Source organism: Cohnella sp. LGH, assembly GCF_017671885.1.
GTDB classification, from domain to species: domain Bacteria; phylum Bacillota; class Bacilli; order Paenibacillales; family Paenibacillaceae; genus Cohnella; species Cohnella phaseoli.
Genome location: NZ_CP072117.1, coordinates 2,152,903 through 2,175,157, shown reverse-complemented (window position 1 = coordinate 2,175,157; position 22,255 = coordinate 2,152,903). Strand labels below are relative to the sequence as shown.

The following is a 22,255-nucleotide window of genomic DNA, read 5'->3' as shown; positions in this document are numbered from 1 at the left end:
AGCCGGCGCGCCGCCAACACCAATACAGGAACACGGAGGAATCGCCAAATGTCACTGCGCGTCGTCCACTTAAAAACAGAATATGTCGTAAATCCGCTTGGACTCGACGAGAAAAAGCCAAGGCTGTTCTGGCGTCTGGATTCGACGGAACGGGGAGCCGCGCAGAGCGCCTATCGTGTGCTCGTCGCTTCTTCGAGGGAGGCGCTGGATCGCCATGAAGGAGATCAGTGGGATTCCGGCAAAGTCGCGTCCTCAAGTCAGATCCAGATCGAATACGACGGCAAGCCGCTTGTTTCCGAAGGCTGCTATTATTGGAAGGTGCAAGTATGGGACGGCGCAGATCTGCCGTCCGACTGGAGCGAAACGGCATTCTGGACGATGGGGCTGCTCGACCGCGGCGAATGGAAAGCCGGCTGGATCGGCCGCAAGACGGAAGCTAACGTTCAGATGCAGCCTTCACCGTACGTTCGCAAATCTTTTGCCGTCGAAGGCAAGATTCAGAGAGCGACCGCTTACGCGACGGCGCTCGGACTGTACGAGCTGCGCGTGAACGGGGAGAAGGTCGGCGATCTGTTCGCGCCGGGCTTTACCGATTACGACAAGCGGGTGCAGGTGCAAACCTACGACGTGACCCGTCTTCTGACGGAAGGGGATAACGCGGTCGGCGCGGTGCTGGGCGACGGCTGGTATTGCGGAACCGTCGGGTTTCTGGGCGATAAGGTGTACGGGGAGCGCCCGTTTTTCCTCCTGCAGATCCACATCGAGTTGGCAGACGGCACGAAGCGCATCGTTGCGACCGATTCGTCCTGGCGGACGAACCGCGGTCCGCTGCAATACTCCGATATGATTAAGGGAGAAGCGTACGACGCCCGTCTTGAGCTGGACGGCTGGGATCGGCCGGGCTTCGACGATTCGGGCTGGGAGCAGCCGGACGTTCGGCCCGGCTACAACGGATTGCTGACTGCCTCGATCGAGCCGCCGGTGCGGATTACCGAGACGTTAAAGCCGATCTCCGTTCGTCGCACGGAATCCGGCTCGTACATTTACGATATGGGGCAAAACATGGTCGGCTGGACGGAAGTGAAGATTCGCGGGGAACGCGGTCGGAAGGTGACGCTGAGCCATGCGGAGATGCTGAACCCGGACGGCTCGCTGTACCTGGACAACCTGCGCGTCGCCGTGCAGCAGGATCATTACGTTCTGAAAGGAGAAGGCGAGGAGAGCTACGAGCCTCGTTTCACTTTCCACGGCTTCCGCTATGTAGAGCTGATCGGCTATCCGGGCGAAGCGGATCTGGAGACGATCGTCGGCAAGGTCATTCACTCCGACACGCCTCGCACGGGCCGGCTGCAGACGAACGACGAAATGGTCAACAAGCTCTACTCGAACATCGTCTGGGGTCAACGAGGCAACTTCCTGTCCGTACCGACAGACTGCCCGCAGCGCGACGAGCGGCTCGGCTGGACAGGAGACGCGCAGATTTTTGCCAGAACGGCTTCCTATAACATGGACGTCTCCCGCTTTTTCACCAAATTTATGTGGGATATGATCGACGCTCAGCAGCCGTCCGGCGCCTTCACGGACGTTGCTCCGGATGCAGGCTGGATTCGTCACAAAATGTGGAGTACTCGCCTGAACTGGTTCGCGCCGGACAATGCCGGATGGGGCGACGCGGGCGTTGTCATTCCTTGGACTCTGTACCTGATGTACGGGGATACGCGCATTCTGGACACGCACTACGAAGCGATGGTTCGCTGGGTCGAGTATTTGAAGGCGAATACGAACGAGCTCGTGCGCCCGGACTACGCCAACTACGGCGATTGGCTGTCGATCGACGCGGATACGCCTAAAGAAGTGCTGGCGACGGCCTATTTCGCTTACAGCGCCAAGCTGCTGTCGCGCATTGCCGGCGTGCTGGGCCGAACGGAAGACGAAGCGCATTACGACGCACTGTTCCGGGATATCGCCGCCGCCTTCCGCCGCGCCTTCGTGGACGAAGAAGGACGCATCCACGGCGAGACGCAGACCGTATACGTGCTCGCGCTGCAATTCGAGCTGCTGGATGGCCGCGTTCGCGAGCTGGCGATCGCCCGTCTCGTCGATAACATCCGCGCTCGGGGCAACCGGCTGTCAACCGGCTTCCTCGGCGTCGGCTACCTACTGCCTTCGCTGACGGACAACGGACAGCTCGACGTGGCGTATACGCTGTTGACTCAGGAGGCGTTCCCGAGCTGGATGTATTCGATCAAGCACGGCGCGACGACCATCTGGGAGCGTTGGGACGGCTGGACCGAGCATAACGGCTTCCAGACGCCGTCGATGAACTCGTTTAACCACTATTCGCTCGGCTCTGTCGGCGAGTGGATGTTCCGCTACATGGCGGGCCTCGAAGCCGATCCGGCACAGCCCGGCTTCCGCCGCGCAATTGTCCGGCCGCTTCCGGGCGGGCGGCTTACCGAGGCGAAGGCGGAGTACGAGTCGCTGTACGGTGTTCTGTCGACCGACTGGAAGCTGTCGCCTGACGGGCGCTTCCGCTTGAACGTCCGCGTGCCGGCAGGCGCGACGGCAGCCGTCTTCGTACCCGGAGCGGACGTCCGTATGGATGGCCAGCCCGTATCGGGCGCCGGTGAATCGTCCGCAATCGAGATCGGCTCCGGCGAGTACGTATTCGAGAGCCATATTTCTTCTACAGGCGTTTAACGGCAATAGATAAAAAGAGGAGCGATGAAGCATGGCAAAACGACTGATTCCCGATACGCTGATGCTGGAGGAAAGAGGCGGGCACGCGCTGAACGCGATGACAGGCATGTCCGATCCCGATTTTCACGGCTATCCCTTTTTCGCGGCGAACCTGATGACCGAGCCGGCCAACCTGACGCACGGAGACTGGGATTTCGGATCCTCTCACGGCCGCATGATCGACGGCATGATTTTGGCTCGCCTTATGTCGGGAGAGACGCTGGGCGAGGAGATCGAGGCCAAATACCGCGAAAATTTGATGACCTTCTTCAAGGAAGACGGACTTAGCTACCGGCAGCACAATCCGAACTTCGACTGGGAGCAGAACGCCAACCTGATCGATCAGCGGGCCGTCATTCTGTCGCTGACGACCTGGTACATGACGACGGGCGATCCGAAGGTCAAGGAGGCGGCTGATCGTCATGTCGCCGCGCTGAAGCGGATCGCGATCAAGGAGCGCGAGGTTTGGTACTACCCGGCGTCGGAATACATGGAGGGCGGATGGCCGTCGAAGAACGCCGCTTTGCTTCGCCTTGCGCCCGACCCGGCCGCGTTCTGCGGACGGCTCGTCATGCCGCTGCTCAAGTATTACGAGGTAACCGGCAACAAGGATGCCTTCGAGCTGTGCCGTTTCTTCACTGCACTGATCGTCGAGCGCAGCGGCGTGTTTAACGAGGACGGCAGCTTTAACGACGGTTTAGCATACCGGAGCGGCCACTTCCATACGCGTCTCGGCACGCTGGACGCCATCGCTCGCTTCGGCGCTTTCACGGGCGACGCCAAGCTGATCGCCTGGGTGGAGAAGAGCTATGCTTGGGCGCTGACCAAATGTACCGCGTTCGGATGGACTCCGGGAGATCTGAAGGAACAGGCGTACGAGCACGAAACCTGCTCCCTTGTCGATCTGATCGCGACGGGAATTACACTGGCGAAAAACGGCTACACGAAATATTGGGGAACGGTCGAACGTTTCCTCCGCAATCATCTGGCGGAATCGCAGCTGCTCGATCTGGATTGGGTGAAGGAGACGGCCGACAAGTCGGGCAACGTTCCGGGCCATATCAGCTATACGGACGTCGCCAAGCGCACTCGCGGGTCGTTCGCCGGTTATTCCGCTCCGAACGATTTCTGCTGCGACGTCAATCATGGGCGCGGCCATACGAACGATCTGCAAATTTGTTGCCTAGGCTCCGGCACTCGCGGCCTGTACATGGGCTGGAGCAATACGATCACGGAGAAAAACGGCAGCGTAAGCGTCAACTTCCTGCTCAACCGCGGCTCCGTCTGGCTGGACGTGGACAGCTATTTGCCGCATGAAGGAAAAGTGGTGCTGCACGTTCGCCGCGACATTTCGGAGCTGCGCATCCGCATCCCGGAATGGGCCGGTTATACGAAGGTGAGAATCGTCCGCGAGCGCGGCGACGACGTTACGGAAGGCCGCGGCATGGACCCGAGCAGTTGGGTACAGGAGCATTTCCTGCTGCTGGGCGAGGCTTGCGAGGGAGAAAAGATTACGGTGACGTTCCCGCTGGATACGCGCACGACCGTCGAGACGGCGATCGGGCAAACATTCCTGACGCAATGGCGCGGCGACGACGTGGTCGGCATTTCCCCGGAAGGACGTTATCATCCGTTCTACAGCGGACGTCAGGTGTTCGATACCGCCCCGATGCGCGAAGGCGAATACCAGCGGCCGAGCAACGAAATCGTATGGTAATGCCTAAGGAGGAATAGGACGATGAAAACTGTCGTTGCCGTATATACCGGCCAAGGGCTGGCCGATCCGCTGAAGGCGGTATTTCGCGAAGTGCTGCCGGACGTGCGGCTGGTGAACATCATTGACGACTCCCTGATCGGGGATGTCGTCCAGGCGGGGCATATTCCGCCGGGCGTGGCGCGCCGGCTTGTGCAATATTTCCATCACGGCGAGGAGTTGGGCGCGGACGTCATTCTGAATACGTGCTCGTCGGTCGGCGAGGTCGCCGAGGAAGCGCGCAAGCTCATCGGCGTTCCGATCGTCAAGATCGACGACGCGATGGCGGCCAAGGCGGCCGCGGCCTACGACCGGGTCGCCGTGCTGGCTACGCTGCCGTCGACGCTTCAGCCGACGATGCGTCTGATCGAGGCCAAAGCGGCCGAACTGGGACGCGACGTCAAGCTCGTTAACGGCCTGGCGGAGGGCGCGTTCGAGGCGCTGACCGGCGGAAGGCCGGAGGAGCATGATCGCATCCTGCTTGAGACGGCGCTGCGCGTCGCGAAGGACGCAGATGCGATCGTATTGGCGCAGGGCTCGATGGCTAGGATGGAGAAGGCTTTGGCCGAAGAGACGGGCAAGCCGGTGCTATCCAGCCCGCGGCTTGGCGTCGAGCAGGTAAGGGAGACGCTGGAGAAGCTGAGCCGGGGCGAACCGATTGAGCGGCCTAGCTTCGGCGGGGCGACGCAGGCTTGCGGCTGAGCCGTTAGGCAAACCGGAAACGCGGAACTTGAAAGGGGAACGAAAGATGAGCGAGGAGCGCGTGAAGGCGGTCTACTTGGCGGAAACGCCTTATTCGCTGGAGAGGGTAGCGCAGATCATTGCCGGGGAGCAGTCGACGGGTACGTTCACGGCGGTTCCCGGCGAGACGGATGCGCTGAAGGAGCGGCATGCCGCCAGAGTGGAAGCGATCGAGGCGCTGGAGGAGGCTGACGCCCCCTCCTTGCCCGGCTCGAAGCTGCCGCAGGGACATGACGGCAAGTATCGGCGGGGCTATATCACGGTATCGTTTCCGCTGCACAATTTCGGGCCGTCGATCCCGAACCTGATGTCGGCGGTAGCTGGCAATTTGTACGAACTGCAAGAGCTGTCCGGCCTAAGGCTCGTCGATCTCGAGCTGCCGGCATCGTTCGCCCGGCGTTACCCGGGGCCGAAGTTCGGCATCGAGGGCACGAGGAAGCTGGCGGGCGTCTACGGGCGTCCGATTCTCGGCACGATCGTGAAGCCGAGCATTGGGCTGTCGCCGGAGGAGCTGGGCAAGCTGGTGTACGACCTGGCTTTGGCCGGAATGGATTTTATCAAGGACGACGAGTTGAACGCCAATCCGCCCTATTTTCCGTTGGAGCTAAAGGTGAAGACGGTAATGGAAGCCGTGGAGCGGGCGGCGGACGTTACCGGACGCAAGCTGATGTACGCGTTCAACATTACCGGAGATATCGATGAGCTCAAAGCCAATCACGACTTGGTCGTCCGCTCGGGCGGAACTTGCGTCATGGTCAGCATTTTGAGCGTCGGACTAGCCGGGCTGGCGTATTTGAACAGCTTTAGCGAGGTGCCGATCCACGGCCATCGCAACCAATGGGGCATGCTGACGCGAGCGCCGCTGCTTGGCTTCGAATTTACCGCTTACCAGAAGCTGTGCCGGTTGGCCGGGGCGGATCAGCTGCACGTCAACGGCCTAAACAGCAAGTTTTACGAAAGCAACGAATCGGTGCTGCGTTCGATTAAAGCGTGCACGACGCCGCTGCTCGGCGGCTATGAGGCGATGCCGGTCGTATCGTCGGCGCAATGGGCGGGAACGGCTCCGGCAACCTACGAGGCAACGGGCAGCGTCGACGTCATGCATCTGGCGGGCGGCGGCATGCTCGCGCACCCGGACGGCCCGGCCGCAGGCTTCGAGAGCATGAAGCTGGGCTGGGAAGCGGCGGTTCAGGGCATTCCGCTGAGCGAATACGCGCTTAGTCATCCGATTTTGCAGCGCGCCATCGACAAATACGGAAAGGGCTGACGCGGATGAACGCGAACGAAACGGCTCGCTCGTCTGCGGCAAGCAGACGGCCGATCTGCTACTACGGCGACGACTTTACCGGATCGACGGACGTGCTGGAGGCGTTGTTCCGCTCCGGCATGAAGCCGGTGCTGTTTCTGGAGCCGCCGACCGGGGAACAGCTGGAGGGACGCTTTGCCCAAGCGGACGCTTTCGGCGTGGCGGGCGTAGGCCGCTCGATGACGCCGGACGAGATGGAGCGCGAATTGCGGCCGATCTTCGAGACGCTGAAGGGCGCCGGCGCCGCAATCGTGCATTATAAAATTTGCTCGACGTTCGACTCGTCCCCGAATACGGGCAGCATCGGCAAAGCGGCGGAAATCGGCCGCGAGGTGTTCGGCGGCCGCTATATTCCGCTGCTGGTCGGCGTGCCTTACTTGGGTCGCTACACGCTGTTCGGCCATCACTTCGCCGCGGCGGGAGAAAACGTATTCCGGCTCGATCGCCATCCGACGATGTCGCGCCATCCGGTGACGCCGATGGACGAAGCGGATTTGCTTCTTCATCTGTCCAAGCAAACGACACTTCGCACATCTTTGATGGATATAACGGCGCTGGACGGCGCAATTGAGGCCGTTCGTTCGCGGATGGAAGCGTTGCTGCATGCAGAAACGCCGGATATCGTTCTGTTCGACGCCTTCGACGAGCAGCGGCTGCAGACGGCGGGAAGACTGATGCTTGAGGAAGCGGAGCGTGCGGGGCCGCTGTTCGTCGTCGGCTCGTCCGGCGTCGAGTATGCGCTCGGCGCATGCCTGAAGGAGACCGGCTCGGCTGCCGACGCTTCGGCGGAGACGGTCGTTAGCCCGGTTGACCGGCTGCTGGTTGTCTCCGGGAGCTGTTCGCCGGTGACGGAACGGCAGATCGCGGAGGCGCTCGAGGCCGGATTTGCCGGAATACGCGTGCCTGTGCACGAATTGATTCGCCCCGAGCTGGCCGATGAGGCGAGGAGACGGCTGCTTGCGGAAGCGGAGGAGCAGCTGCGGTCCGGGCGGAGCGTCGTGCTGTATTCGGCCTCCGGTCCTTCCGATCCGAGCATCGCGGAGCTGCGTCGGGCGCTTGAGGCCCAAGGGTTGCGAGCGGAAGACAGCAGCCGGGTGCTCGGAAGCGAGCTTGGCGCTCTAACACGGACGATTGTCGCGCAGACGGGACTGTCCCGTGTGCTGATCGCCGGCGGAGATACGTCTGGCTATGTCTCGCGTCAGCTGGGCATCTATGCGCTCGAATGCGTGTCCGCGCTCGCTCCGGGAGCGCCGCTCTGCCGGGCGTTCTCGAGCGACACGACGCTCGACGGGCTGGAGCTTGTGCTTAAGGGCGGCCAGGTTGGAGGAGAGCGGTTTTTCGAAAGAGTGCTTCAGGGGCAATAAAAAGACGGAGGAAACAGAGATGCAGGAATTGCGACTTGAGCAGGAACGGGAAGCTGCGCCGGATTGGATGAATCTCGACGTGCTGGGGAGGAATACCGAGCCTCCCCATGCTTATCTGATCCCTTATGAGAGCCGCGAGTCGGCTATGAAGGAGGCGCGCGAAGCGTCCCCTTTTTTTCATTTGTTGAACGGAATTTGGAAGTTTCGTTACAGCGAATCTCCGGATCAGGCTCCCTTAAAGTTCGAGGAGCCGGCTTATGCCGACAGGGACTGGGACGAACTTCCCGTGCCAGGCAATTGGCAGCTGCACGGATATGGGCGGCCGCACTACAGCAGCTGTCCGTATCCGTTTCCGGTCGATCCGCCTAATGTGCCGTTTGACAACCCGACCGGGTGCTATCGGACCGTTTTCCGCGTGGACGAGGCATGGGACGGCCGCAGCGTCCGCCTTGTTTTCGAAGGGGTCGACTCTGCGTTCCATGTCTGGGTTAACGGCGATCTGGTCGGATATAGCCAGGGAAGCCATATGGCTTCTGAGTTCGACATCACGGATCGGCTCGTTTCAGGCGAAAATGTGCTGGCGGTCAAGGTGTATCAGTGGTCGGACGGGAGCTATCTCGAAAGTCAGGACAAGTGGCGGCTCAGCGGGATTTTCCGGGATGTGTATTTGCTGGCATCTGCTCCGATTACGCTTCGGGACGCAAAGGTTGTCACCGAGGTGGACGAGAGCGGCGGCGACGCTAATTTGCGTTTGACGCTGGCCGTCGCGAACGCAACGCGCTTGAGGCAGTCGGCGTGCGAGCTGCGAATCGAGCTGCTGGATGCAGAGGGGCGAACGGTGCTGGATCGCTGCGAGACGGTGGCTCCGCTTCCGGGAGAGGAGCTTGAGGTGACGCTGAACGAGGAGCTGGAACGTCCGAAGCTGTGGACGGCGGAAACGCCTCATTTGTACACGCTGCTGTTTACGGTGACGAATCCGGACGGACGAGCGGCGGAGGTCATGCGGATCGCCGTAGGCTTCCGTCAGGTTCGGATTGCGGACGGCAAGCTATTGGTTAACGGGCGACCGATCATCGTCAAGGGCGTCAACCGCAACGAGTTCGATCCTTGGCGCGGCTTCTCCGTGACCTACGAAGCGATGAAGCGGGACGTCGAGCTGATGAAGCGGCACAATATCAATACGGTTCGGCTGTCCCATTATCCGAACGATCCGAGATTTTTGGAGCTGTGCGACAGCTACGGGCTGTATGTGATCGACGAGGCGGATTTGGAGACGCACGGCTTCGCTTTTACCGGCGAACGCGTCAATCAGGAGACGCCGGGCTTTGCCAAAGGGGCGGCGGAAAGCTATCTGTCCAAGCATCCCGACTGGACGGAGGCGTATATCGACCGGGCGAGACGGATGGTGGAGCGGGATCGCAATTTCCCGTCGATTATCGTCTGGTCGCTTGGCAACGAATCGGGCTACGGCGCGAATCACGATGCGATGGCCGCCTGGATTCGTGAAGCCGATCCGACTCGTCCGGTTCATTACGAGCGGGCGTATGACGCGCCGGTCGTCGATATCGTCAGTACGATGTATCCGTCCGTAGATATGCTGATCGCCGAAGCGAACAAGCCGGATGATCGCCCCTATCTGATGGTCGAATACGGCCATGCGATGGGGAATTCCGTCGGCAATTTGCAGGAATATTGGGATGCGGTCTACCGGTATCCGCGTCTGCTCGGCGGTCTGATCTGGGAATGGGCCGATCTGGCGATCGGGCAGCGGACCGAGGACGGAGAGCCTTATTATTTGTACGGCGGCGATTTCGGGGATGAGCCGCACAGCGGCAACTTCTGTCTCGACGGTCTGCTGTTCCCGGACGGAACACCCAAAGCCTCGTTGCTGGAGTACAAGAAGGTGCTCGAACCGGTCAAAACGGAACTTTGGAACGCGTCCACCTCCGAATGGACGGTCCGCAATCGCTACGATTTCTTGTCTCTTGCCTATCTGCGAGGAGAGTGGGCGCTGAAGCGGGACGGCGCAACGATAGCAAGCGGCGAGCTGCCCGCGCTGTCCGCCGGACCGGGAGAGACGGAGACGGCGCAGATCCCGCTTCCGGAAGATTGGCTGTCTGCGTTCGCCGTCGAGCGTAAGAGCGAATTGGGAGAGCGTGTGCTCGAAGCCGGAGAATATTGGGTGCATGCCCGGTTCGTGCTAAGTGAGAGTACGCCTTGGGCGGAACAGGGCTTTGAGACGGCCTGGGCGGACCTGCCTCTGCTTGTCGTGCCGAAAGCTCAGACGGAGCGGGGGGCTGCGACCGTGGCTGCAATTGCGAAACCTGCCGCTGAAAGAAAGCTGCGGGTCGAGGAGATCGACGGGCAGGTCCGCGTTCAAGGAGACGGCTTTGTTTTGGCATTGTGCGAGCGGACGGGGCAGCTTGAGGAATGGCTGGTCGAAGGCGTTCCGCTGCTGAGCTCGGGACCGAAGCTGAATTTCTGGCGCGCTCCGCTCGACAATGACGTCCGTATGGCGCAGGAATGGACCAAGGCCGGGTATCACCGACTTGCGGCCCATGTTCGCGACGTAGCGTTCGACCGCTCAGACGAATCCCGGCTTTCCGTTACGGTTAACTCGATCATCGGCGCAAAAGGCGAAAGCATCGCATTCGAGGCGCGAACGACAGCGTCGGTTAGCGCCGACGGCGGGCTTCGGCTGGAAGCATGCATCGTGCCGAGAGAGAGGCTGCTGCCGCTCCCTCCGCTGCCGCGTTTTGGCTTCGAGCTGACGATGCCGGCCGGCTTCGAGAGGATGGACTGGTTCGGCAGGGGGCCGCATGAGTGCTACGCCGACCGCAAGGAAAGCGGAAAGCTCGGCATCTACGGCGGTACGGTGCAGGAGCAGTTCGTGCCCTACATCAAGCCGCAGGAGAACGGCAACAAAGCCGACGTCCGCTGGGCCTCGTTGACGAACGCCTCGGGTCTCGGTCTCCGCTTTGAGGCCGTCGGCAATCATCATTTTAATGCCAGCGCGCATCATTACACGACCGAGGATTTGACCCGGACGAGTCATGTTCATCGGCTGACTGGGTTAAGCGAGACGGTCGTGAAGCTGGACGCGGCCCAAAGCGGCATCGGCAACCACAGCTGCGGCTATGCGCCAACGCTTGAGTCCTACTTGCTGCGCCCCGATCGGCCGCTCTCCTTCGCGCTGGACATTCGTCCGTGCGGGAGTCCGAAGCGTTAATGGCGTTCCGGCCCGGATCGGATTATAATTTGTAAGCACACGCAGACTATAGAAATGCGACGGGGAGGGAAAGGAAGATGAAAGCAGGCGGAAAGTCGGTTGTCGGCAAAATTCGCGACTTCTTTTCCCGAATCCGCACGGTTTTGTTGTTCAGCTATTTTGTTCTCATTCTGCTATCCATTCTTATCGTCGGAACGATCTCCTTTTACATTTCCTCCTCCACCATCAAAGGAAGGGTCGAGTCGGCCAACGTGCAGCTCGTGCGGCAAATCGCCAACAACATGGACAACGATTTTCGCAGTAAACGCAATTTGCTGCTCGCCCCTTACTACGATCAGGAATATATCGACGGCATCAACGCCTACCCGGAGATGAGCGAGCAGAACCAGTTTTTGTTCCGGCAGAAGCTGGAGAACCTGTATCTGAAGAGCTTTAACGCTACGCCGATTCGCGGTTTTATCCGGTTTCAGATTTATTATCGCACCGGGGAGCTGCTGGCCGCTTCAGGCGATTATAAGCCTTGGACTCCCGTTCAAGTGCGCAACTCCGAGTGGTTCCTGCGCACGGTGGCCAAGGACGGGGAAGTGTTCTTCAACGGTCCAAGCTCGGGCGACGGCACGACCGACACCGACGAGACGGCGTACTCCTCGTCTATTCTCATTCGCGATTTTTCCAGCCCGGAGCGTTTTATCGTTGTACGCGTCGAATATGGCGATCATCTGTTTCGAGCGATCGGCCGCAATGACGACTTGTCCGCCGCCAGCCGGATTCTGATCCTGGACGGGCAGAATGTGCCTGTCTACGATTCGGCGGGAGCGGTCGACAAGAAACCGGAGACACAGTTGCTGAACCGCCTGATCGGAGCCGAAGGGAAATTCTGGACGGACGGAGAGGACGACGAGCAATTCGTATCGTATATCTCTTCCGAATCGACCGGCTGGAAAGTGGTCATTTCGACCCCGCGCCAGGACATTCTGGGTCCCATCGACAAGATCAAGACGATCGTCATTGCGACGGCTCTCGGCGCCTTTGCGCTGACGTTTATTCTGTCCGTCCTGTTCGGGCGGTGGATGACGCAGCCGATCCTGACGCTGTACAAGCATGTCAATCGGATCAAGCGTGGGGATTTCTCCGAGCGGGTCGAGCTGAAGCGGGGCGATGAGATCGGGCTGATCGCCTCCAATATCAACGCGATGCAAGATGAACTGCGCCACCTGATCGAGAACACGTACGTCAACCGGATCAAGCTGCGGGAAGTGGAGCTGGCGATGCTGTATTCGCAGATCAATCCGCATTTTCTGTACAATACGCTCGACATCATCCGGGCAATGGCGGACTATCACCGCGCGCCGGAAATCGGGGAGATCGCCCATGCGCTGGCGGATATGTTCCGCTACAATACGCGCAACCGCGACGAGATCGTCACGCTGCAGGAGGAGCTGGATCAGATCGAGGCGTACATGAAAATCCAGAGCATCCGATTCGACGACAAAATCGCCTACGATGTAGACGTGGACGAGAGTCTGTACAATTACCCGGTGTTGAAAATGACGCTGCAGCCGCTAGTCGAAAACGCCGTTTTTCACGGGCTGGAGCGCAAGCGGGGCAAGGGAACGATCCGCATTGCCGCGTGGAAGGAGGAGGGACATTTCGTTCTGACCGTATCCGACGACGGCGTCGGCATGTCCGAGCAGCATCTCGGGGACCTGCGGACGAAGCTGAAGCAGTCTCTGCACAGCGAGGAGACGGTGTCGGTCGCCGATGGAGGCATTGGCGTCCGCAACGTCTACTCCCGTTACGCCATTCATTTCGGGGAGCGGCAGAGCTTCGATATCGACAGCCGGAAGGGAGCCGGAACGCAAATCAAGCTTACGCTGCCGCTTGACGACTTCGAAAAGTAAGATTATTCAACAAAACGAGTCGAATCTATGAATGGGGTGAGAGAAAGCGCTTCCCGTATAATGAAAACGTCATCAGTTTATCATTATCATTTGGGAGGTCACACACAATGAAACATATGAAAGCGGTATCGACAGCGGTTGCCGTCGGCCTGTTGAGCGCATCGCTCGCAGCCTGCGGAAGCAGCAACAACGGAAGCAACGGCAGCGGAAGCAGCGCCTCCCCGTCGGCATCGGCCGGAGCGTCGGAAAGCGCCAAGAACAGCAACCCGGTCACTCTGACGTTCGTCATCTCCAACACCGAGGATACGACGGCATTCACGAAAGTGTTCGAAGCCTACGAGAAGCAGTCGGGCAATAAGGTCGAGCTTCAGGCGCTGCCAGGCGGCGATTACGACAATCTGATCAAAACGCGTTTCTCCACCGGAGATTTTCCCGACCTGTTCCTGATGCAGCCGGGCACGAAGCAGTACGTCAAGCTAAGAGCGGCCGAAACGCTTCACGAATGGTCCGGAGAATCCGGCATTTGGGACAACGTATTCGATTCGATCAAGCAGGCGCAGGTGGAAAACGATAAAATTTTCGGCGTTCCGTACGGCTCCACCGGAATGATGGGCGTGTTCTACAACAAGGAAGTGTTTAAGCAGGCGGGCGTGGACGTACCGAAAAATTACGCCGACCTGATCGAGATCGCCAAGAAAATCAAGGCTGCAGGCTTCACTCCGTTCTATGAAGGCGTCAAAGACGCTTGGCCGCCGCAAGTGTTCTACTACACGGGCTGGGTGACTCAGGTCGATCCGGCGATCGGCGACGAAGGCGTCGCCAAGCTGAACCGCAACGAGCTGAAGTTCGCCGACATTCCGGAGCTGAAAGACCTGTTCGCGAAGCAGAAGGAATTGAAGGAGCTGGACCTGTACCAGAAAAACGTCATGGCCGGCACCTACGACGAAATGCAAAACGAGATGGGCGACGGCAAAGTAGCCATGGCGTTCATGCTGGACGGCATCGTCTCGCAGCTGGAACAGAAATTCGGCAAGGATTGGGTGAACAACAATCTCGGCTTCTTCCCGTTCCCGTCCGCTGCGGATCAAGGAACGGCGATGATCACGCCTCCGAACCAGCTGATGGTGCCGGAGAAAGCCAAGAACAGAGACGCGGCGATCGAGCTCGTGAAGTTCATGCTTCAGCCGGACAACGTCAACCTGTTTTATGCGAACAAGCCGGGTATTCCGATTTTCGAGGGCGCAACCAGCGAGCTCTACCCGGTGCAGCAGGACGTTAAAGCATACATCGACGCCGGCAAGTCCCGCGTCAACATTCAAAACCGTTTGACCGCGTCGTTCGTGGACTTCTCGAAGACGCTGCAAAACTTCTTCCTCAAAGGCGATATCGACGAAGCGATCGGAGAATTCAGCGCCAACTATCAGAAGGATGGCAAAGCCAAGCTGCTGGAAGGCTTCTAATTCGATCAACCAGAGATAAACGACGGGGCCGCCTCCGCACGATGGCTATACAGTCGTCCGCGGAACGGCCCCATCCACCTTGGAGGGAGGAGGCGAGACTATGGAAAGACGCAAATACCCGCTCTATTTTTCGTACCCTGCAGTCACCGTTTTTCTGATCTTTTTTATCGCCCCGACTCTGTTCGGAGTGTATTACAGCTTTACGGATTGGAACATTAACGCCGATTCGGTGAAATTCATTGGCTTCGACAATTACGCGGCTCTCTTCCAGGAACCTAGGCTGGGGAAGGCGCTCAGCAATACATTGATTTTCGCGGCGGCCGTCACCGTCCTGCAGAACGTCATCGGATTCGTGCTCGCGCTTGTCATGAACGAGTCGATTCGGATGAGAAATTTTTTCCGCATGGTATTCTTTATGCCGTACGTCATTGCGCCGATCGTCATTGGTTACGTGTTCCGCGCCATCTATCACCCCGAGCACGGCATCGTCAACACGATTCTGGAGGGCGTCGGCCTCGGCTTCATGGCTCAGGATTGGCTGAACGATCCGAAATGGGCGCTGTTTTCGATTATTCTGACGGATTTGTGGAAGGTATCGGGCTTTACGATGGTTATCTATTTGGCCGGCCTGCAATTTATTCCGAAGGATTTGCTGGAGAGCGCGGCCATCGACGGGGCCAACTACTGGCATCGTCTCAAAAACATTATTTTGCCGCTGGTCGCATCGTCCACGACAGTCAACATTCTGCTGTCTCTCATCGGGTCGATGAAGGTGTTCGAGATGGTCATGGTGCTTACGGACGGCGGTCCGGGTTATACGACGGAAGTGTTCTATACTTACATCCGCAGCACGTTCAGCATGGGGCAGATGGGCTACTCAACGGCGATCAACCTCGTTCTTTTTGCGCTCGTTACCCTTGTCGGTCTTCCGGTGCTTGCCGCGCTTAAGAAACGGGAGGTGGAGATGTGATGAGACAGGGAGGAAAAAAGCTGGCGTTGCACCTCTTCGTCCTGCTCGGCGCGCTCGTCATCCTCATTCCGTTCTACATGATCCTGGTCAATTCGTTCAAAGGCGTCCGCGAATCGGCTCTGTTCGGAATGGGACTGCCGTCCGAGTGGCTGTTCAGCAACTATGAAAAAGTATTCGAGCAAGGCAACATTCTGCGCGGCTTCAAAAACAGTTTTCTGTTGGCGGGACTGACCGTCTTCTGCGTCAATCTGTTCGCCTCGATGGCCGCGTTCGTCATCCAGCGGCGAGACGACAGGCTGATGCGCGGCTTGTATTTGACGTTTATTATCGGGTTGATCGTGCCGGTGTCGATCGTACCGACGATCCGATTAATGGACATACTGGGCATTAAGGGCACTTATTTCAGCATGGTGATGTACTACACGGCGGTGCTGCTGCCTTTTTCCGTCTTCCTGCTGGTCGGCTTTATGAAGCAGATTCCCAGAGAGCTGGACGAGGCGGCTCAGATCGAAGGGGCGGGATTTTTCCGGCTGTACGCCCGAATAATCTTGCCTCTGCTCATTACGGTGCTTGTGACGGTGTCGATCGTCGTTATCGTATCCGTGTGGAACGACTTTTTCGGGCCGTTTTATCTAGTCACAGATAGCACAAAATGGACAATCGTCCTGCAAATTTTCAACTTCGTGTCGCTGTACAATACGAACTGGGGCGTCGTGTTCGCCTTTATGGTGATCGTTGTGCTGCCGGTGATGCTCGTGTATCTGCTGCTGCAACGATACATTATCGACGGGCTGACGGCTGGATCGGTTAAAGGCTAACCGCATCGACGCTGCGAGGATACGATACGTTCTTACGTTATAGAAGAGAAAGGAGGTCCGGCATGCGCAAGGTGATGGTAGTCGATGACGAAAAATGGGTTCGACGCGGGCTGATTCAATCGATTCCATGGGACAAGCTGGGCCTCCAGCTTGTCGGCGAGGCCGCAGACGGTCAGGACGCTTACGATATGGCACTGGAGCTGAGGCCCGACTTGCTGTTTCTCGATATGCGGATGCCCGGACTGGACGGCAGGGAATTGCTGGCGCGGATGGATGCCGAGCTGCCGGAGCTGCTTACGATCGTCGTCAGCGGCTACTCGGATTTCGAATATACGAAGCAGGCGATTATTCATCACGCCTTCGATTATTTGCTTAAGCCGGTCAAGAAGGACGAGCTCGCCGAGGTGTTGGACAAGGCGGTGGTCGAGCTGGAGCGGCGGGAAGGGGAGCGGCGTAAAGTAGAGGAAGCGAATCGAAGCGACGGCTGGTTCCGCGACCTGCTGCTGGAGCGGGCGGGTCAAGGACGGGAGAGCGGCAGCATACCGGCTTCTTGGGCGGGCAAAGCGGCTGCCGTCTTCGTCGTTCAGGCCGACTTGTACCGTGACGATCAAGGCGGCGGTGCGGTCTTGCTGCGTTCGCTTCGCGATAAGCTTGTCCGGGAGCGGGCCTTTTATTTCGGCGGCGCGTGGGAGGCGGCGTTGTCGCCGCTACCGGACGGTCGCTCAGGGGCAGTCGGGGCTGTCGCCGTCGCCTCGGGCCAGCTGCCGCCGGGAGAGCTGAAGCGTCTGCTCGAAGCCGTTCAAGCCGAACTGAAACGGCTTGCCGGTTGCGGCTACAGTATCGGCGTATGCGAGACCGCTTCGGCGGACGCGGGCTGGCTTAAGCGCGCATTGGAGCAAGCGCTGGCCGCGCTGGCGGGGAGGAAGCTATCCGAGAAGGAAGCCGTTCTGCTTGCCTCGGTTTCTGCCGCGGGAGCGGGCTCCTCCGTCTCGCCGCCTTATCCGCATAGGCATGAGCAGGCGTTTCTGCTTGCGCTGCAGATGGGAAACCGGGAGGAGGCCGAACGGGAATTCGAGCTGCTGCTGCGTTCCATCGGCGATGAATCGGCGACGGTGGGCCAGCTTAAGCAAGGCGCAATCCTGCTCGTTCACGCGCTGGAACGCCATCTCCGCGCCAACGATTCCGGATTGGAGCAAGCCTGCGGCAAGCCGCCGCTGGAGCTGATCGAGGCGCTGCGGGATAGGGGCGATCCGGGCTCGGTAGGGGCTCTGTTCGTTGAAGAGCTTATCCCTGCCATGTTGGCGTCGATCCAGCGGCAGGGGGCGACGCAAGGGGAGCTAATCGTCGGCGAGATGCAGCGAATGATCGAGTCGCACTACGACCAGCCGCTGTCGCTGCAGCACATTGCGGAAAGCCGCTTCGTCAATGCGGACTATCTGAGCCGGCTGTTCAAGAAGATGACCGGGCAAAACTTCGTCGACTACTTGGCGGACACCCGCATTCGGAAAGCGATCGAGCTGATGCGGGTTCCGACCTATAAAAATTATGAAATTGCCCGGAAAGTCGGGTACGAGGACTATCGGTATTTCAGCCAGATTTTCAAGAAGAAGACCGGCAAGACGTTGGGCGAGTTCCGCAGCGAATTCGTCTCCGGCAAATCGTGAACAAATCGGTAAAGGCATGACAATGGAATAGCAGAGAGATGGAACATGGCAAAACGAGTGATTCCCGATACGCTGATGCTGGAGGAACGGGCCGGACTCGCTCTAGCACGATGGGGGTATGTCCGACCCGGTTTTTCACGGCTCTCCTTTTCCGCAGTTAACCCGTCTGGGCACGCTCGACGCGATCGCGCGCTTCGTTAGACAAGCCCTGAGACAAGAGAGTGCTCGACTTGCCGCTTGTTCCGCTCATCACGACCAAGCATCTCGCCGAAGAGAAGCGCTGCCCTTGCTTTCGCAAGGCGATCGGCGGACGGCAATTTAACAGCATTCGCGGGTTTATTCCACACTTCTGAAACAATCCCTCCCTTTGCACGAATCCCTCGTTTCCGTTCTTCGCGGTCAATTTCAGAGCCCTTTACTCTAGAATCATTACATATTTAATATGGTTTATTGAAACTTACGATACGCTCGACAAATGTTCTAACAATTACACGCTAAATTTGCTTTTGCGATAGGAAGGGAATTCGATTTTATGGGGAAAATGGTTGTTGAATGCGGCGGGAGATAGACTGAAGTACCTGTTTATCGGTGCTTTTGCTATTTATCTCTGGTTGCTCTTTGTCTATTAGGAATATAATATATATTACATACTTACCGCTATGGGATTGGTGATTACGATGAGCACGAACGAGCGCGTCCCGTTATATCAGCAAATACAGGACTATATCCGAGATATTATCACCGTGGAAGAAATGAAGGCCGGCGACCGGATTCCTACAGAGAAGGAACTGTTGGAGCGGTTCCAGGTCAGCAAAATCACGGTGGCCAAAGCCTTGACCGGATTGGCCGACGAACAGGTCATTACCCGCGTGCCAGGGAAAGGGAGCTTCGTGACGGACAAGGGGGCGAAGAAGAGCGCGCCGTCGTCCGCCGTTGCCGTGCAAAGCCGTGACGTCGGTGAACGACAAACTCGCACGGGATTGATTGGCCTGGTGATGCCATCCATCGACGATTACTTCGCAATTCGGCTGATCAAGGGCATACAGCACACACTTGAATCGGAAGGCTACAGGAGCATGATCATGCTGTCCAGCGGCAAGATAGAGAAGGAAAAGGCGGCCATCAAGGAGTTGAAGGCGCTTGAGGCGGAAGGATTGCTTATTTTCCCGGTGGACGAGGAGAACTATAACGAGGAAATTCTAAGCATGAAGTTCGAAGGCTTCCCGTTTGTTCTGATGGATAGGCATCTTCCGGGCGTCGAGACGCACTTCATCGCTTCGGACGGCCGGCAGGGCGTTCGCCTCGCGATTGACCATCTCTGGGAGCTCGGACACCGCGAGATCGCGATCTGCTCCGATTCCCCGCTGTTGACCGTCACAGTGCAGGAGAGGATCGAGGGATACATCTCTGCGCTGAAGGACAAGGGGGCGCTGATCAATCCGGCCCATATGATTACTGGTTTTACGCTGGCCGAAAGCTTGAAGGAATCGGAAGCACATCCGTTGTTTCGCTATATCCGCAACCAGATGGCGACCGCCTATATCTCCTTGAACGGCAGGCTGAGCGTTCATATCTACCAGATGGCGCGGCAAGCGGGGCTCGACGTGCCGGGCGACGTGTCGATCGTGAGTTTTGACGACCCGACATCGATTGTGGAGGAGGGCAGCATTTTCACCCATATTAACCAGTTCGAGAGAGAGATGGGCGTCAAGGCAGCGGGCAAGCTGCTTGAGGTTATCCGCGGGGAGCGGAACGTGAAGCACTTCGACAAAACGCTGATCGAACCGCGGTTGGTCATTCGTCAGACTTCCGGACCGAACCGGCAGCGTTAAGCAGCGAGAGGAACGTTGCGACAATTTGAATAGCAAAGCGAACGATGGGAGGCAGCCTTTTCGGATGAGGGAGACTGCCTATTTTTTTTGGATTGATTTAAAAACCATATTGAATATGTAAAATATGTGTGTTATATTTTGGAAAAGAAAACAAAGCGCTTCGATTCACATCCGGACAAAACGGGAGGTTGGGCGGCATGGCGAGAAATCGAACGGAAGAACGGACGGGGTTCCAGGAATCGGGTGCGTATCACCCGGATTACGATCTGCAGACGGACTTCGTCATGGTGTACGGCATCGACGGCACGATGGAGCAGCGAATCGGGCAGTGGAGGGACAAAGGATATGTCGTTCATCTGATGACCGGCATCGCATGGGGGACGTACAACGACTATCTGGACGGCAAGACGGATGGGCGGACGCATTGGGACGAGGCGCAGACCGACCGCAGCGGCGAGATGATTGTACACGGGAAGAAGCCGGTCGTCATTCCTTACATGGTGCCTACGCTGAGCTTTACCGATTTTCTGGCTGAACGCATCCGCATCGCGGTAGACGCGGGCGTGGAGGCGATTCACCTGGAAGAGCCCGAATTTTGGGTCAACGGCGGTTACTCCGAGGCGTTTAAGCGCGAGTGGCTGCTGTATTACGGAGAGCCTTGGTCTCCCCCGCACGCATCGCCGGACGCGCAGTATCGCGCTTCGAAATTGAAAGCGTTTTTATATACGCGGGCTCTGGATCGGCTGTGCGCGGAAATGAAGGATTACGCATTGCTCAAGTACGGCCGCCGGCTGCGCTTCTACGTTCCGACCCACAGCCTGATCAACTACACGCAGTGGCGGATCGTCAGCCCGGAATCCAGGCTGCTGGAGCTCCCGTCGATCGACGGCTACATCGCCCAGATCTGGACGGGGACGTCGCGGACGCCCAACGTGTATCAAGGCGTGCGGAATGAGCGGACCTTCGAGACGGCTTATCTCGAATACGGCATCATGCAGGAACTGGTCAGGGGAACCGACCGCCGCATGTGGTTTCTCCACGATCCGATCGAGGACAATCCGAATTACACCTGGTCGGATTACAAGCAGAATTACATCAAGACGGTCGTCGCTTCGCTTCTTCATCCCGGAGTTGCTCATTACGAGGTGTCCCCGTGGCCCCGCCGCATTTTTCAGGGGAAGTACCCTTCGGAGGACGGCGTCGGGAAGGCGGCGATTCCGCCCGATTACGCGACAACGCTGCTTCACGTGATGCACACGCTCGGCAACATGGCCCAGGACGAGGTCGAGACAGAAGACGCGGCGCAAGGGATCGGGGTGCTCATTGCCGATTCCGCGATGTTCCAGCGCATGAAGCCGGAATCCGAGGCGGCCAACGCGGGCAAGTACGACGGCACCGATCCGGAAGGCTTCAAGAAAGAAGGCGATACGGAGCTGCTTGATTTCTCGCCGTTCTACGGACTCGCGCTGCCTCTGCTCAAGCACGGCATTCCCGTTCGTCCGGTGCAATTGGATAACGTGCGCCGCTTCGCTCACTATCTGGAGGATTATCGCGTCCTTCTGCTCAGCTACGAATATATGAAGCCGGAATATCCGGACCTTCATTACGCTTTGGCCGGGTGGGTGAGGGAAGGCGGAGCGCTGATATACGTCGGAGACGACTCCGATCCGTATCACCGGATTCGGGCATGGTGGAACGAGAGCAAAGGCTCCGGCGGAAGAGCGCGGACGTACGGCTCGCCTCGCGAGCATCTGTTCGAGCAGCTGCAGCTTGGCGGCGCGGATGGCGGAATCTACAAGGCGGGCAAAGGAGCGGTCGGTTATCTCGCCGTCCGTCCGGACGATTGCGCCGCGTCGGAGGCGGGAGCGGAAGCGCTGCGCTCGACGGTCAGGCAGACGATGGAGGCGCTCGGAGATCCGGCGCTCGGCTGGCGCGCGAAGCCGTATTTCAAGATCAGGCGAGGTCCTTACGTGATCGCGGCGGTGATGGAGGAGTCGGTTGCCGATGAGCCTCTCGTCATCGACGGGCCGGTCGTCGACTTGTTCGACCCGTCGCTGCCTGTCAAGCGGGAGGTGCGCCTGATGCCGGGCGCGCAGACGCTGCTGTTCGACGTGGAGGCTGGCCGCCCGGCGGCCGATGAGGCGGCGGTCATCTCCGCTTCGTCCCGAGTCGAGGAGCTGAACTCGCAGGCAAACGGTTTTACGTTCATCGCGAGGGGGCCTGCAAGCATGCGCGCGACGGCAAGGTTCTATTGTCCTCGCATGCCGGTCTCCGCAGCGCTTGAATGCGAAGGAAAAACGGAGCCGATTGCATGGGAATGGGACGAAGGGACGCGGAGCGTTCTGCTGGAATACTGGCACGGGAGCGAGAACAAGGCAAACGTGAGGGTAGACTGGGCAGGCTGACGCCGCTGTTCCGGCCGGGCTTCTTCGACTGGACCGGAGAAGCCCGGAGGATAGAATCACTTTTGTGGAAACG

At 58.7% G+C, this 22,255-nt stretch carries 13 protein-coding genes; all 13 read left to right on the top strand.

Annotated features, from left to right (window positions below; all coding sequences use genetic code 11):
- The first annotated feature begins 48 nt into the window (after window positions 1–48).
- The 13 genes from J4772_RS08730 (at window position 49) to J4772_RS08670 (ending at window position 22,182) form a co-directional block, all read left to right on the top strand.
- Window positions 49–2,700 carry an alpha-L-rhamnosidase gene (locus J4772_RS08730; RefSeq protein WP_209074922.1) on the top strand — a complete coding sequence of 884 codons (2,652 nt, stop codon included), beginning with the start codon at window positions 49–51 and terminating at the stop codon, window positions 2,698–2,700.
- A 31-nt stretch (window positions 2,701–2,731) separates the two neighbouring features.
- Window positions 2,732–4,456, top strand: coding sequence for a glycoside hydrolase family protein (locus J4772_RS08725; RefSeq protein WP_116061731.1), 1,725 nt, complete (start codon window positions 2,732–2,734; stop codon window positions 4,454–4,456).
- A 21-nt stretch (window positions 4,457–4,477) separates the two neighbouring features.
- A complete protein-coding gene (locus tag J4772_RS08720; RefSeq protein ID WP_209074921.1) occupies window positions 4,478–5,194 on the top strand; it encodes an aspartate/glutamate racemase family protein in 717 nt (238 codons plus the stop codon).
- 46 nt (window positions 5,195–5,240) lie between these two features.
- A complete protein-coding gene (locus tag J4772_RS08715; protein WP_209074920.1) occupies window positions 5,241–6,500 on the top strand; it encodes a ribulose-bisphosphate carboxylase large subunit family protein in 1,260 nt (419 codons plus the stop codon).
- A 5-nt stretch (window positions 6,501–6,505) separates the two neighbouring features.
- Window positions 6,506–7,903, top strand: a complete 1,398-nt coding sequence (locus J4772_RS08710) for a four-carbon acid sugar kinase family protein (RefSeq protein WP_209074919.1) — start codon at window positions 6,506–6,508, stop codon at window positions 7,901–7,903.
- A 19-nt stretch (window positions 7,904–7,922) separates the two neighbouring features.
- Window positions 7,923–11,132: a glycoside hydrolase family 2 TIM barrel-domain containing protein gene (locus tag J4772_RS08705; protein ID WP_209074918.1), complete on the top strand. Its 3,210-nt coding sequence runs from the start codon at window positions 7,923–7,925 to the stop codon at window positions 11,130–11,132.
- A 77-nt stretch (window positions 11,133–11,209) separates the two neighbouring features.
- The gene (locus J4772_RS08700; protein WP_209074917.1) at window positions 11,210–13,033 is read left to right on the top strand and encodes a cache domain-containing sensor histidine kinase; all 1,824 of its coding nucleotides are present in this window, start codon (window positions 11,210–11,212) and stop codon (window positions 13,031–13,033) included.
- Window positions 13,034–13,140: 107 nt separating this feature from the next.
- Window positions 13,141–14,493, top strand: coding sequence for an ABC transporter substrate-binding protein (locus J4772_RS08695; protein WP_209074916.1), 1,353 nt, complete (start codon window positions 13,141–13,143; stop codon window positions 14,491–14,493).
- 100 nt (window positions 14,494–14,593) lie between these two features.
- Window positions 14,594–15,463 carry a carbohydrate ABC transporter permease gene (locus tag J4772_RS08690; protein ID WP_209074915.1) on the top strand — a complete coding sequence of 290 codons (870 nt, stop codon included), beginning with the start codon at window positions 14,594–14,596 and terminating at the stop codon, window positions 15,461–15,463.
- On the top strand, window positions 15,463–16,281 hold the full coding sequence (locus J4772_RS08685) for a carbohydrate ABC transporter permease (protein ID WP_209074914.1): 819 nt from the start codon (window positions 15,463–15,465) through the stop codon (window positions 16,279–16,281). The genes J4772_RS08690 and J4772_RS08685 overlap by 1 nt, the downstream gene beginning before the upstream one ends.
- A 62-nt stretch (window positions 16,282–16,343) precedes the next feature.
- On the top strand, window positions 16,344–17,945 hold the full coding sequence (locus J4772_RS08680; protein ID WP_209074913.1) for a response regulator transcription factor: 1,602 nt from the start codon (window positions 16,344–16,346) through the stop codon (window positions 17,943–17,945).
- 677 nt (window positions 17,946–18,622) lie between these two features.
- A complete protein-coding gene (locus tag J4772_RS08675) occupies window positions 18,623–19,777 on the top strand; it encodes a GntR family transcriptional regulator (protein WP_209074912.1) in 1,155 nt (384 codons plus the stop codon).
- A gap of 197 nt (window positions 19,778–19,974) precedes the next feature.
- Entirely contained in the window at window positions 19,975–22,182 is a 2,208-nt protein-coding gene (locus J4772_RS08670; protein ID WP_209074911.1) for a hypothetical protein, read from the top strand.
- Window positions 22,183–22,255 lie beyond the last annotated feature (73 nt).

Coding starts and splice junctions, on each gene's coding strand:
- J4772_RS08720 (WP_209074921.1), top strand. CDS start 4,478: ATGAAAACTGTCGTTGCCGTATATACCGGCCAAGGGCTGGCCGATCCG.
- J4772_RS08715 (WP_209074920.1), top strand. CDS start 5,241: ATGAGCGAGGAGCGCGTGAAGGCGGTCTACTTGGCGGAAACGCCTTAT.
- J4772_RS08690 (WP_209074915.1), top strand. CDS start 14,594: ATGGAAAGACGCAAATACCCGCTCTATTTTTCGTACCCTGCAGTCACC.
- J4772_RS08705 (WP_209074918.1), top strand. CDS start 7,923: ATGCAGGAATTGCGACTTGAGCAGGAACGGGAAGCTGCGCCGGATTGG.
- J4772_RS08700 (WP_209074917.1), top strand. CDS start 11,210: ATGAAAGCAGGCGGAAAGTCGGTTGTCGGCAAAATTCGCGACTTCTTT.
- J4772_RS08670 (WP_209074911.1), top strand. CDS start 19,975: ATGGCGAGAAATCGAACGGAAGAACGGACGGGGTTCCAGGAATCGGGT.
- J4772_RS08685 (WP_209074914.1), top strand. CDS start 15,463: ATGAGACAGGGAGGAAAAAAGCTGGCGTTGCACCTCTTCGTCCTGCTC.
- J4772_RS08725 (WP_116061731.1), top strand. CDS start 2,732: ATGGCAAAACGACTGATTCCCGATACGCTGATGCTGGAGGAAAGAGGC.
- J4772_RS08695 (WP_209074916.1), top strand. CDS start 13,141: ATGAAACATATGAAAGCGGTATCGACAGCGGTTGCCGTCGGCCTGTTG.
- J4772_RS08675 (WP_209074912.1), top strand. CDS start 18,623: ATGAGCACGAACGAGCGCGTCCCGTTATATCAGCAAATACAGGACTAT.
- J4772_RS08680 (WP_209074913.1), top strand. CDS start 16,344: ATGCGCAAGGTGATGGTAGTCGATGACGAAAAATGGGTTCGACGCGGG.
- J4772_RS08710 (WP_209074919.1), top strand. CDS start 6,506: ATGAACGCGAACGAAACGGCTCGCTCGTCTGCGGCAAGCAGACGGCCG.
- J4772_RS08730 (WP_209074922.1), top strand. CDS start 49: ATGTCACTGCGCGTCGTCCACTTAAAAACAGAATATGTCGTAAATCCG.